This window comes from Acinetobacter sp. YH01025 (assembly GCF_013420185.1).
Classification (GTDB): Bacteria; Pseudomonadota; Gammaproteobacteria; order Pseudomonadales; family Moraxellaceae; genus Acinetobacter; species Acinetobacter indicus.
In genome coordinates this window covers 115,720-129,433 of record NZ_VOYR01000010.1, presented here as the reverse complement: position 1 = coordinate 129,433, position 13,714 = coordinate 115,720, and the positions used below count along the sequence as shown (strand labels likewise).

Genomic DNA, 13,714 nt, shown 5'->3' with positions numbered 1-13,714 from the left:
GTTCAAATGGCGATTCAGCGTTTAATTGGTTTTGGGAAAAAAGAAGAGTTTAAGGAAATTTTGGCAATTTTAAGAAAGCAGAATCCTGATAGGATAAGGGTTCTGTGAAATTTGTCGTGTACAGAGACTAATTTTAATATATCTTCTGCTAATTTTTTAAATATTGAATCAAAATTATCACGACTTTCTTCCATCGTTTGAAGAATGACACCACTTTGTTCAATTTGTTCTTCTGTTAAGCAAAAAATAGGTATGTTATGCTTTTGGGATTGTGCAATTAATGAGTTAAAATCAGGAATATTACTGAGGTTATATAAATTCAAATTGTTTATTTGTTCGTTTAGTTCATCTTGAAACAGATCGTGATTAGATTGGATGGATGTATTTTCTACCTTGATACTATGTAATTTTTTTTGGTCTACAATCATATTGTATTTAGTTAAAACAGGAACTAATTTCTCATTAACAGTATGATTAATATTATCAATCCAATCTTGAAATGATCGGCTTGGGGTTTGATTTTTAGGTCTATATTTTTGTGACAGAATTCCTAAGAATTTAGGAGGATCTGATGGAATCGGGTAGTCTAAAGTCTCATCTCTAAAATAATCCATTTGCTTATTCCATTCAGGAATAACTTTAGATAGCGATTCAATCGCTTGAACGCAGAAAAAATCCGGTGAGGTTGGGACGATAAAGTAGTCACTAGACATTAGGAGACATTGATTTAATGCTCCGACACTTGGACTCATATCAATTAGGATAAAATCAAAGCCCAATTCCTTACCAGTTTTTCTTAATAGATAATTTAAGCTACCAGGTATATTTTTGATTGCAGGTATTGCTGTACTGGTTGTTAATGCTACACTAATTTGTGTTTCAATATTGGATAATCCTAAGTTACCACAATATAAAAATAAATTTGAATTAGCTGTTGCTGTTGGCTTACCACTAGAGATTCCAGATAAACTACCTGTCATAACAGGCGAAAGACCGCTAACAATATCGCATCCTAAATTTTGGCGATAGAATTCGCCTATATCTTCAATTGAATCATAGTCTAGGACTAAAGAGGTAAGATTACATTGCGGATCAGCATCAACAATTAATGTTTTGTAACCTAGTTCTGCTAATTTCCAACCTAAATTAAAGGTTGTTGTTGTTTTACTAACACCACCTTTGTGATTAAATAATGAGATTATTTTCAAAATATATTTCTCTTAGTATAAAGTTAAAATTATTAACTTAATTTAAAGGCTTGTTCAAGTGTGGAGTTGGAAAATTTATATATATAATTTTTTAGGTTTTATTTCTTGGAGTGATAAATTATTGACTGAGTAATAAGATCTCTTTCATAAATCAAAAAACGATCTATTTTTTTGATTATTTGTATCGAAGAATTTTCAATATTCATGCATAATCTGCGGATGAAATACATCGATTCAAAGAAGCTTTCTGGAACACAGTTCAAGCGGTATACCGGCATCTCATGGTCAACCTTTGATTTAATGGTTGAAGAATTGCAGAAGCATATTCCCGCTAAAGGTAGACCATCCAAATTGAGCATAGAGGACCAGATTCTTCTATGTTTAAGTTATTGGCGTGAATATCGAACCCTGTTCCATGTCGCAACAAGTTATGGTGTGTCAGAGCCTACTGCTTCAAGAATCGTCCGTCATGTAGAAGACTGTCTGATCAAGTCCAATCTATTTAATTTACCGAAGCATTTGCCTGAAGGCCAAGGCATCGACTGGAATGTGGTGATTGTTGATGCCACAGAAATTCCAATCCAAAGGCCTAAAAAACAGAAGAAAAGCTATAGTGGTAAGAAAAAGGCTCATACATTCAAAGTACAGGTCATGATTCATTATCAAACTCAAAAAACTCCTGAGTTTATGTACTAGTTACGGTGCCGTACATGATTTCGAGCTTTTCAAACGTAACTTGAATCAGATTCCTGCGGGTGCCTTTATCCTTGCAGATAAGGGTTATCAGGGAATTTATACAGTGTATCCAAATAGCTTGTTGCCATTAAAAGCAAAGAAGCGCTGCAAACTGGATCCTGAACTCAAAATTTATAATCAGGAAATCAATAAAAGAAGAATAGGGATTGAGCATGTATTTGGTAGTTTGAAAACCTTCAAAATCCTTGCAGAGCGATATCGTAACCGTCGCAAAAGATTAGGCTTACGATTCAATTTAATTGCTGGAATCTACAATTTGGAACTGAGTACAAAATGACTTATGAAAGAACTCTAATATAAATATAAAACATTTGATTTATGGTCTCCTATTCAGTTAATAGTATAATTTTTCTGGTATAAAATGCCCAAACAATCCCGCTTCCTCTGTATCGGTGGCTTCCTTAACGGAACCCAAGTCAAAGACCAAGGCGGCAGCTTTGTCTGCATCGAAAATGGCAAACAGATTGTCTACCGCAAACAGGTCATTTTTCATCAGGAAGCTTGGGATCATGATTATTATGTTTGTGAAAGTACGACAGACCAGCAAGCACACAATTGGGTTTATGATATTCCATCGTATTAATTGAATCTATTTAGGACATAAATTAAACAATTACTAGAAACAATAACTTGCATAACATTTCTAAAATTGATTTTTCATACTGTTTTCCTAAAACTGTATGAAAATAAAGCTAATAGGGAATGTTATGAATTATGAAATCGATGCCTTTGGCACCTTGGTGATTGCAGTATTTTTTCTTTTTATTGGGCGGTATCTTGTTAGTAAAATTGGCTTCTTTAGAAACTATAACTTACCTGAACCTGTAATCGGCGGTCTAATCGCAGCGATTACAGCTTTTATTCTCTATAAATTTTTTAATATCAGTGCCACATTTGACTCAGAAATTCAAACCATTCTGATGCTGATGTTCTTTACCTCTGTTGGTTTAAGTGCAGACTTTACCAAGCTCAAAGAAGGTGGGAAATCACTGCTGATCTTTCTGGTCTGTGTCATTCTATTTGTAGTTGTACAAAATGCGGTTGGCATGAGTTTAGCCACAGCACTTGGGCTTGATCCATTGATTGGTCTGATTGTCGGTTCTGTTACCTTAACGGGTGGACATGGTACTGCCGGTGCTTGGGGTGAAGTGCTTGAAACTCAATATGGAATACAGGGGGCAATTGTCCTCGGAATGGCAAGTGCTACTTTTGGTTTGATTATTGGTGGGCTTGTGGGTGGTCCGGTTGCCAAATTCTTGATTAAACGAAATCAGTTGGCAGAGACAGTAGCGCAAGAGACCAATGAACAACAACTCGATACTAGCATCAACACCGCACCCTTCGAATATCCAAAGAAAACCCGGTTGATTACAGCCAGTAATGCAGTGTCGACTTTGGGGATGTTTGCGCTATGTATTTTTGTTGCGAATGAAATGACAGAGATCAGTCAGGGAAGATGGTTTGAACTGCCGACCTTTGTCTGGGCTTTAGGTACAGGAGTAATTGTACGTAACTTTCTGGAGCATGTACTGAAAGTCGATATTTTCGACCGTGCCATTGATGTATTTGGCAACGCGTCATTGTCCCTGTATTTATCTATGGCTTTACTGTCACTGCAACTCTGGTTGCTGGCCGATTTGGCAGGCCCGCTCATTACCATTTTGTTTGCGCAGACAGCGGTACTGATTTTATTTACCGCAATTGTGACCTTTAGAATCATGGGAAAAAATTACGATGCAGCCGTATTGGTAGCAGGGCATTGTGGTTTTGGTATGGGAGCAACCCCGACTGCGATTGCCAATATTCAGGCGGTCACCAATAGCTATGGTCCATCACATAAAGCCTTTTTAATCGTACCGCTGTGTGGTGCATTTTTTATTGATATTGTGAATGCTGTGGTGATTCAGAGTATCATTGCATTTTTCGGTTAAATTTTAATACGACTTCAAAATCATATAGACATTAAAAAGCCCCATGGTTAGGGGCTAGTCGTATGCACATCTGAGGCACATACTGTAAGAGGCTCATCTCATACTGAGCGTATTAAAGCACACTCTTTTACTTCAACCTACGAAAGTTTTTCTGATCTGCTGGTTATAAATGAAAGGTCATAGCCAAAAGTGGGAGGAGGAGAAAGTTTTATTGCTCAAAAATAAGCATTTTTTATCTGGAACTTGGATGTTTTGAATTTCTCATTTCATCGTTAAATGGTTACAAAAATTTTCCAATAAGACGGAAAATATTACACGGGAATAAAAGAATTTAATCATTTACTAAGTTAATTAAAGTAAAAGTTATATAACTATTCATCTTTTTAGTCATGCAAAATAGCTTGAAATTAAATCAAATATTTAAACGCTTAATTGTGTTTTTATCCCTGATTTTGGTGATTTTTTAAAACAGCCCATAAAACAATAAATAACAATAATGACAATGGTTGTTGTCAAATTATCTTTATGCTCATGAATGAAGTTATACAGATAAAAACTTCAGAAAAATAATAATTTATGGATGAGCATATGAAAGGAAAACTGGTATTCAATAGCCTCAATATTGCGGTGTGTGGTGTCATATTGTATGGCTGTGGTGGCGGAGGTGGAGATTCTTCCGGTTCAGGAACATCTACGAAAGTAGAGCGGGAAATGGTGGAGGTATTATCCACCCGGCCAGATTTAATTACAGACTCGGATGTATTGCTGAAACTGGATCTGCCCGATGATATTCAAACTACGGCGTTGAAAGTGTCACTGAATGGACAAAATATTAGTGATGTATTTGCCAATGAGCAGCGTCAAGCTTTGGTTGAGGGACTTAAACTGGGCGATAATCAACTCAAGGTTGAAGCAGGGCGTTATTATCAGAATTTAAGCCTGATCAATCATCCTTCGAGTGGACCATTACTGTCTGGCCCGCAGTTAAAGCCCTGGACCTGTACCAATGCGTCGACCGATCAGTTCTGTCAAAAGGCTGTGCAATATAACTATTACTATAAAGATCGCTTGGGACTCATTAAAAGTTATGACCCGGCACAACCGCCGGCCAGTCAGAATATTGCCACCACCACTACCGATGAAGGACTAACGGTGCCATTTATTGTGCGTGAGGAAGTGGGCTATCAGAACCGCGATGAATACCGTTTTGCGGTGTTGTATGATCCGAACCAGCCGTGGACCGCCTTAAAGCCACAAGCGCAATTTAACCATAAACTGGTGGTCACGCATGGCCAAAGCTGTGGTAATGATTACCAGTCTGCCTCTGCGCCAACGGTCATTGCCACTTCAAGTTCCATTTTGCCTGATGTCACCATTTTGGCTTTAGGCCGCGGCTTTGGGGTGATGTCGACTGCACTGTCTCATAGCGGTCATAACTGTAATCTGGCGATTCAGGCAGAATCGCTGATTATGGCCAAAGAGCGTTTTATTGAGCAGTATGGCACCTTGCGCTATACCATCGGGCAGGGCTGTTCAGGTGGTGCGTTGGCAGCACAATGGGTGGCCAATGCCTATCCGGGAATTTATCAGGGGATTTTACCCACTTGCTCATTCCCTGATGCTTGGAGTACCGCTTCACAGTTCGCCGATTATCACCTGATGATTAATTATTTCCAGACTCCAGAAGGCCGTTTAAGCTTCTTGCCGCATCAGATTGCGCATGTTCAGGGACATATTTCTGAAATTAATGGCTATGTCAGTGAGCTGGCCCAGTTTGATGTGGCGCGGCCAAATACCATCTGCAAGGGAATTTCATCGGCACAGTTATATCATGCCACCAACAATCCTCAAGGCATTCGTTGCTCGATTCAGGATGCGGCAATTAATTTGCTGGCCCCACGTCCAACGGAGCTGTGGACCGAAACTGAAAAACGGATTGGTCGCGGTTTTGCCGGCCTGCCGATGGATAATGTCGGGGTACAATATGGCCTAGACAGCTTGATGAAAAACATCATTACCCCAGAACAGTTTGTACAGTTAAATGAAAAAATAGGTGGTGTGGATATTGATATTCAGGCGGTGCCTGAACGTCTAGAAGCCAATTATACGGCGCTGAACAATGCCTATCGCAGTGGCTTAATTAATGTTGGGAACAACCTGAATAAAGTGGCGATTATTGACTGTCGAGGTCCGGACCCGGCGCTGTTCCATGATGCCTATCGTGCCTTTGCCATTCGGGCGCGACTGGAAAAAGCGCATGGCAATTATAATAACCATGTGATTTATGGCGGTGATCTGGTCATGATTGCCGATGCCAAATGTCTGGAAATCAGCTTTAATGATATGGACCGCTGGTTAAGCAATGTCGAAAAAGACTTAAGTGATTTGCCTATTGCCACCAAACTGACCCAAAACAAACCGGCAGATGTAAAAGATGCTTGTATTACTGCCGGCATCATTAACCGCGAGAATCTGTGCAGCACGCTCAGATTACCGGTATATGGCACACCGCGTATGGTGGCCGGGGACAGCCTGACCACCTATGCCAACAAGTGTCAGCTGAAACCTTTAAATGTGTCGGATTATGGCAATACGGTCCGCTTTAGCAATGAACAGCTCCAGCGATTGCATCGGGTTTTCCCGCAAGGCGTGTGTGACTATAGCCAAGCCCCAGTTGGCTTTGCTGACACCATTGGCTGGATGAGTTATCAGGATCGGCAGGGCAGCGTAGTTTATGGAGGACAACCTTTGCCTGCGGTCAGTTCATCGGCTGCACGCGGCTGGGCATCTAAAGCTTTCCAGTTGTTTTAATTCTTCACACATTTTTTGTTTCACAAAAACCAGTGATTTTTCACTGGTTTTTTTATGATTCATTTTGATTTTTAGTTGAAAATTCAGTAATATAACGACGGTTATTTCGCCGTTGTGTAGATGGCAGGCAGATAACCTTTGGTCGAATTAAAATGTTAACCAGATCTCATTAATTCGCTGAATTATCAGGTTTTTTAGCGAGAAAGCCCAGATAAGCGTTGTAAAATCATTAGATTAAATTTACTCACAATTATTTTGATTAATATGAATTATTTCATATAATTACAATGATTTATCACAAAATGGACAAATCCAGGAAAATAGTGATAACTGATTCCGGGTTGTGACACTAAAATGAGTCTGAAAAATTAAAACAATCATAGGGTGAAGGATTATGGATATCACTGAGACGGTGTTTGACTTCAAAGCCTTATCCACACAACAACAAGATTATTTTTTTGAAAAAATTGCCGAGTTTGATCAGCAGGTGTTTACGTTAACCTGTGAAAAGGAGCTAAAGAAATATCTGTATGACCCGCAGGCAATTTCGGTCACCATTATTCAATATCATCATCGTGGCAAACTGGTCGGGCAGACCATTATTCCACTGTTGGCCTTAACCCTGTTACATCAGCCAATTCTGGTGGTCAACTCACGTGCCAGTTTTTTAAAAAGCTATCGCCATCAATACAACCATAAAATCATCAACAGTGCGCTCAAAGCCATGCTGAACCAGCGCTTTAAATATCCTTTAACGCCCATGTGGTTTATTGCCACCATCAACCAGCCGAAGCTTTATGCACATTTTGTATCACGTGTTCGGGGCTTTTATCCACGCAGTGATATCCGGATGCCGGAGGATTATTTAAGCGTGTTGCAGGTGATGGCCAGCCGGCAACACGACATCCAGAAGCGTGATGAAGATATTTATGTGCATCAGACCTGTGTGCCGCTGCGCAGTGAAGAGGAGCTGCAACAGTTAAGAGTGCATGCCAATCCGCATTGCGATTTTTTTCTGCAACACGCACCGGACTATTTTGATGGCATCGGCCTGATGTGTATTTGCCGTTTAGACAGTAAAACCCTGACCGAAACGGCACTCAACTTTGCTTTGGACTGGAAGGTGTCTTAAGGCGCCAGAAATTTTAAATCGGCATGTTCACGGATGGTGTCCGCATCCAGACTGAAGATCGCATCCATAAACGCCACATTAAAACTGCCAACCTGTGAACTTTGCGCGTGGGCCAGTTTTCCGGCAATGGCAAAATGGACATGCGCGGCAATGGTGGCAATGGTCACCGGACTGACCGCGGCATACGCCGCAATTAAAGCGCCTAGGGCACAGCCGGTTGCGGTGACTTTGGGCTGTAATTCCGAGCCACCATTCACCTGCACCACCTGTTCAAGCTGTCTGGACAGAATAAAATCGGATTCACCGGAAATGGCAATACATTCGGCATGCGCCAATAAGCTTTTGGCCTGTGCATATACCGCGGTGCTGTCTAGGGTCGAATCAACACCTTTGGATTCTACCTGTGCGCCGGCCAAGCCGCCAATTTCCGACGCATTGCCGCGAATCACACTCGGTTGAAAGGCCAATAGCGCATCAACCATATCTGAGCGCCATTTTAAGACGGGCCCATAACCGACCGGGTCCAGCACCCACGGTTTGGCAAGACGCTGGGCCGTTTCTGCCGAAATCTGCATGGCCTGCATCTGTTCGCTGGTCGGTGTGCCCAAATTAATACTTAAGGCGCTGCAAATACTGCTAAAGCTTTCTGCTTCAAAAGGATTATCAATCATGGCCGGTGATGCACCGGCAGCCAGCAGAATATTGGCGGTGTAATTGGTGGCGACACTGTTGGTGATACATTGCACCAGTGGTTGCCGGGTTTTAAGCAGGCTCCAGGCTTCAATAATTTTTTCAATCATTGCCGCGGTTTCATCGGGCAGGCTGCTGTCAAGAGTGGAAAGCTGTTCTGGATAATTCATCAGTTACCCCTTTATTGGGTAAAGTAGTGGTCTTGCTGTTTACAGCGACGGCAGAACAAGGACACATAATGCTGGGCATCATAATCGACATCCAGTTCATCCGAGCCGCAGTGCATACAGCGTTTTAAGGCATAAAATTTTAAGCGCGGTTCAATCTTTTCCCAGATTTTCCAGATCGGTTGTACAAAGATCATTTCATCATAATTGAGAAAACGGAAAAATAGAATTTCCACCATTTTGCTCATCGGTAGTTGTGGTGGATGTGGCAGCGTGGTGGTCATCCATTTTTCTTGCAGGCCACGTTCACGGTACTGTTCTACGGTTTTTTTCAGCAGATTGGTATTAATGAATTTTTCATTGCGTGCCTGTAATAATTTCTGGCCATGCAGATAATCCAGCGCGGTTTGTACCAGATAAAAAATCTGACCCGCTGCCAGGCTGTCCAGCAGGCGAAAACACAGGCTTTTAAAACTGTTATTGCCAGAAATTTGCACCTGCCAGATGCGGCAATAAAACTGCATGAACTGCACCACTTTTTCATACATCAGTTCATAGATGGCATCTTTGACTTCATCTGAACTGTGAAAGGGCACGCCCTGACTCAAATTCTGGTAAAACCATTGTCGAAGCTGATGGGTAATACTGAACAGGCTCGGCTCTGAATAACCATCCAGCCGCACATTCACATAATACTGGCCGGCTTCATCGGCAAATTCCTTGGCCACCAGAATCTGCTGGTCAAGCAGCTGTTTGATCAGCTGTTTCTGATATAAATAGTTGGGTGAAAAAGGCTGGAATTTAATTCGCTCCCAGTAAATATATTCATCATGCTGGGTATTTTCATGTACCTGATCGTCCAGCATCGACAATAAAAACAGTTTCTGGATAAAGCTTAACTGATTCAGCTTGTGCTCAATCATGTCTTTATCTTTGCCTTTATTTTTGAGCTTGCGGTTTTCCTGTACCAGCGCTTCTTTAATCAGCTGTTTGCGTTTTTTTTCACAGGCCGGGCAATGACAACTGTGCAAATTGCCCGGATACACTTTATGTTCGCAGTAACTGCACTCGTGATAGCTCAGCTCCTGATCGTACTGTTCGGCTTCCACCCAATACATGGCAGCGCGGCACAGCGGACACGAGGTGCTTTCATCTAACTGTTTTTGCAGAATCTGGAGCATATTCAGGTGCAGTCATCATTTTAGAAATAGGATGTCTGGATTATACATGGCTGGGCCGCATTGGTTTGCTCAAAAAAACATAAAGCAGAAAACTTGGACACTATGCTGAATTTAAACGCCCTGACTTGAACAGCTCTTTTTCATAAAAAATACGGCAGGACGCCGTATTTTAAATGGAAGTTAGAGGAGAGAAGATTATACCGGACACGGTAGCGAATCATCCTCCTCACCAAGTTGCTTGGCCTGAATTAGCGCCTGTACTTTTTTGCTTGGGATTTTCTTGCTGCCCAGGGCATCATAGGTATTCAAAATAGAGGTAACTTCATTGGTCTGCATGGGAATGCCTTCACAGCTCATAAAGAGGGCAATCACTTTATGGTCGATGTTGGCCTGATCGAGGGTTTGCAGGGTTTTAATATTTTCTACACGGACGATATGCTCTTTTAAATACATCTCACACCTCTTCTCGTTTTTTCATCATTGTTATCATGCGCTCGGCGCCTTTAAATACAAGCAAGAAGCGTGCACAAAATGTAGCCGATTTGAAAATAATGTAATGACCTACGCTGAAATGGCGATCCATCCAACTGAAAGCGTCATTTAGCCGATAACTGTTTGACTCTAGAAGCGAAATTGAAAAGCTAAATTTGAATAAATCTCCCTTCGCAAATGCTGGCGAATTGTCACCGGATTTATCTTGACGAAGTCTAAATAAGCCTCTGTTTAGACTTGGGAAATTATCCGGTTTTATCTCGCAGTATATTTTTAGCTGCACAGATCACAGGTCTTTGATTACAGAATGTAGTCAAGTGGCAGCTTTATGTAGGAACTTGTATCTCAATAGCGCAGAATTTCAGGTCAGATGGGCAGAACAGCACCAGCATGGCGCAACACCAGCGCGAGAAGATTTTAGCGGGCAGATTAAGCTGTTGGATTCGCTGCATAATTCAGCATCTCTGTATTTTTAAACAGATTTAGTTGAATGATGAATTGAAAAGTTGTGGCCGGATGCCCATATTAGAACAGAAGCGCATTCAGCAGACAGACTGAAAAAGTTGGCGTATGATCAAGACATCATCCGCATAATGCCCCGGCGTATAAACAATTAGGACATGATATGAATATCGCAGCAAATCCAGTGGTTGAAGCAGACCAAACTATTTATTTAAAAGATTATCAAAAACCTGCATTTCTGGTGGATTCAATTAATCTGGATATTCAGGTGTATGCAGACCACACCATCGTCAATGCGATTTTGGAGATGCAGCGCCAGACCGAAGGTGATCTGGTGCTGTTGGGCCGTGACCTGGAGCTGAAATCTATTCATCTGAACGGTCAGCAACTGACCGAAAATGACTATCAGCTTGATGCTGAACAGCTGATAATTCAGAATGCGCCAGATCGTGCACGTATTGAAACCCAGGTGGTGATTCATCCGGAAAGCAACACCATGCTGGAAGGTCTGTATCAGGCTGGTGATCTGTTTGTGACCCAGAATGAGCCGGAAGGTTTCCGTAAAATTACCTTCTATCCGGACCGTCCGGATGTGCTGTCGGTATTTACTACCCGGGTGGAAGCCGATAAAAAATATCCGGTGCTGCTGGCCAATGGTAACCTGATTGAAAAAGGCGAGGTCGATGCCCAGCGTCATTATGCGATCTGGCAGGACCCGACCAAAAAGCCAAGTTATCTGTTTGCCTGTGTGGTCGGCGATTTAGCGGTGCTGAAAGACAGCTATGTGACTTCTGAAGGCCGTAATGTGGCACTGGAAATTTATGCGGTAGAAAAAGATATTCCTAAATGTCACATCGCCATGGAAGCGTTAAAACATTCCATGCGCTGGGATGAAGAACATTATGGTCTGCCGTATGACCTCGACAACTATATGATTGTGGCGGTTAGCCAGTTCAATATGGGCGCGATGGAAAACAAGGGCCTGAACATCTTTAACACCTCTTGCGTGCTGGCCGATGAGGAATACACCACCGATGCGGCAATTATGCGGGTTCAGTCGGTCATCGCACACGAATATTTCCATAACTGGACCGGTAACCGGATTACCTGTCGTGACTGGTTCCAGCTGTGTCTAAAAGAAGGCTTGACCGTTTTCCGTGACCAGTCGTTTTCAGAAGATTTACAATCGGCCGCAGTACAACGGATTGATGATGTCGCTGTATTAAAAGCGCATCAGTTCCCGGAAGATTCTGGCCCATTGTCGCATCCGCCACGTCCAGATCATTTTGTTGAAATTAATAACTTTTATACCGCCACGGTGTATGAAAAAGGGGCGGAAATTAACCGCATGATGTCGACCTTGCTCGGCAAGGAAAAATTCCGCGCGGGTACCGATGAGTATTTCCGCCGTCATGATGGTCAGGCGGTGACGGTCGAAGACTGGGTTGCGGCACTGACTGCGGGTTCAGGCGTTGATTTATCGGCATTTTTAACTTGGTATAACCAGCCGGGTACTCCAAAACTGCAGGCACATGGCGAGTATGATGCTTCGACTCAAACCTATCGTTTAAGCTTTAAACAGAGCCTGAAAGCGCATCCGAAATATCCAGACCTGAAAGCCGTGCCAATTCCGGTGGCTTTGGCGCTGTTTAATGCTGAAACCGGCGAGCAATATGCGCTGCAATCTGAGGCCCTGTTTGAAAATGGCGTAAAAGATGGCGTGTATCTGTTTGATCAGGATGAGGCAACCATCGAATTTAGCGGCATTAATGCCAAACCGGTGGTGTCGCTGTTACGTAATTTCTCGGCGCCGGTAAATCTGGAATTTGATGCCAGTGATGCCGAGTTGGCCTTCCTGATGCAGTATGAAACCAATGGCTTTAACCAGTGGCAGGCGACGCAGACCTTGCTGGAGCGCATTTTGCTAAATGGTCATGCGGTAGAAAGTTATCTTCAGGCCATGAAAAACACGGTGCCGGCACTGGTCAATCAGGACCCGTTACTGGCCTCACGAATTTTTGATGTACCAAGTGAAGGTTATTTGGGCAGCCGGATTGATCAGCACTATAGTCCGGTGGACATTCAGGAAAAACGTGAAGCCTTGTTAAATACGCTGGCGCGTGAATTGGGTGCTTTCTGTAAGGAAACTTACTTAAGTCTGGACCCGGACCTGCAAAAAGAGTTTTCACAGGCCATGGGCGTGCGTGCGCTGAAGAATATTATGCTCAGTCTGATGGCACGTCAGGGCGATACCGAAGCCTTTGATCTGGCGCATCAGCAGTATCAGAATACTGGCAATATGTCAGAACGTTTAGGCGCGCTACGTGTACTGGTCTGGAATGATGCACCGCAAGCCGAATCCTGCCTGCAGGATTTCTATGACCGCTTTAAAGATGAAGCGCTGTCTTTAGACCAGTGGTTTACTGTACAGGCCTCCCATCCAAATGCAACGGCTGAAACCATTCATACCTTAACCCAGCATCCGGACTATGATCTGGGTACGCCAAACCGCATTCGTTCGGTCAGTGGTGGTCTGAATATGAATCCGGTAAATACCTGGAGTTTTGGGGTGCAGCATTATATCCATCTGGCCAAATACCTCGATGAAAAGAACCCGATTTTAGGTTCACGTTTGCTGCAGGTGCTGTCACGCTGGTATACGCTGGATGAACCACAGCGCAGTCAGGTACAGGTGGCCCTGGAAACCTTGAAGCCCTTGGTGAAATCGAAAAACGTGGTCGAAACTTTAAACAGTATGCTAAATGTCTAAACCGGTGCAGCTTTCGCTCGAAAAAATAGAATAATGAAGATTTATTTTATTTTCTCGGTATTTAGCTGTAACTTTATGTGAGCTTTCCCGCATATTCGCGGGGAGTATGCTAAA

At 42.6% G+C, this 13,714-nt stretch carries 10 protein-coding genes and 1 pseudogene; 7 read left to right on the top strand and 4 right to left on the bottom strand.

Annotated features, from left to right (window positions below; all coding sequences use genetic code 11):
* Positions 1-521: 521 nt before the first annotated feature.
* A pseudogene (locus tag FTT89_RS14575) lies at positions 522-1,208 on the bottom strand (ParA family protein); the annotation flags it as partial.
* Positions 1,209-1,427: 219 nt separating this feature from the next.
* On the opposite strand from FTT89_RS14575, the gene FTT89_RS14465 reads away from it, so the two are divergent.
* The 6 genes from FTT89_RS14465 (at position 1,428) to FTT89_RS11275 (ending at position 7,838) form a co-directional block, all read left to right on the top strand.
* Positions 1,428-1,904, top strand: coding sequence for a transposase family protein (locus FTT89_RS14465; RefSeq protein ID WP_216075752.1), 477 nt, complete (start codon positions 1,428-1,430; stop codon positions 1,902-1,904).
* Positions 1,867-2,241: a transposase family protein gene (locus FTT89_RS14460; protein WP_350315469.1), complete on the top strand. Its 375-nt coding sequence runs from the start codon at positions 1,867-1,869 to the stop codon at positions 2,239-2,241. The genes FTT89_RS14465 and FTT89_RS14460 overlap by 38 nt, the downstream gene beginning before the upstream one ends.
* 84 nt (positions 2,242-2,325) lie before the next feature.
* Positions 2,326-2,547, top strand: coding sequence for a hypothetical protein (locus FTT89_RS11290; protein WP_168405497.1), 222 nt, complete (start codon positions 2,326-2,328; stop codon positions 2,545-2,547).
* 124 nt (positions 2,548-2,671) lie between these two features.
* Positions 2,672-3,895, top strand: coding sequence for a sodium/glutamate symporter (gene gltS / locus FTT89_RS11285; protein WP_104484060.1), 1,224 nt, complete (start codon positions 2,672-2,674; stop codon positions 3,893-3,895).
* Between the two features lie 588 nt (positions 3,896-4,483).
* Positions 4,484-6,706, top strand: coding sequence for a DUF6351 family protein (locus tag FTT89_RS11280; RefSeq protein WP_180172857.1), 2,223 nt, complete (start codon positions 4,484-4,486; stop codon positions 6,704-6,706).
* Positions 6,707-7,100: 394 nt separating this feature from the next.
* Positions 7,101-7,838 (top strand): hypothetical protein, encoded by a 738-nt coding sequence (locus FTT89_RS11275; protein WP_005178643.1) that lies wholly within the window; start codon positions 7,101-7,103, stop codon positions 7,836-7,838.
* Here the strand turns inward: FTT89_RS11275 and thiM are convergent.
* The 3 genes from thiM to FTT89_RS11260 all read right to left on the bottom strand — a co-directional run bounded on the left by thiM (position 7,835) and on the right by FTT89_RS11260 (position 10,329).
* Positions 7,835-8,698 carry a hydroxyethylthiazole kinase gene (gene thiM, locus FTT89_RS11270; protein ID WP_075166859.1) on the bottom strand — a complete coding sequence of 288 codons (864 nt, stop codon included), beginning with the start codon at positions 8,696-8,698 and terminating at the stop codon, positions 7,835-7,837. The genes FTT89_RS11275 and thiM overlap by 4 nt on opposite strands.
* Before the next feature lie 11 nt (positions 8,699-8,709).
* On the bottom strand, positions 8,710-9,876 hold the full coding sequence (locus FTT89_RS11265) for a hypothetical protein (RefSeq protein WP_168398714.1): 1,167 nt from the start codon (positions 9,874-9,876) through the stop codon (positions 8,710-8,712).
* 195 nt (positions 9,877-10,071) lie between these two features.
* On the bottom strand, positions 10,072-10,329 hold the full coding sequence (locus tag FTT89_RS11260; RefSeq protein ID WP_005178638.1) for a hypothetical protein: 258 nt from the start codon (positions 10,327-10,329) through the stop codon (positions 10,072-10,074).
* A gap of 664 nt (positions 10,330-10,993) precedes the next feature.
* Between FTT89_RS11260 and pepN the strand changes: the two genes are divergently transcribed.
* On the top strand, positions 10,994-13,600 hold the full coding sequence (gene pepN, locus FTT89_RS11255; protein ID WP_180108515.1) for an aminopeptidase N: 2,607 nt from the start codon (positions 10,994-10,996) through the stop codon (positions 13,598-13,600).
* Positions 13,601-13,714 lie beyond the last annotated feature (114 nt).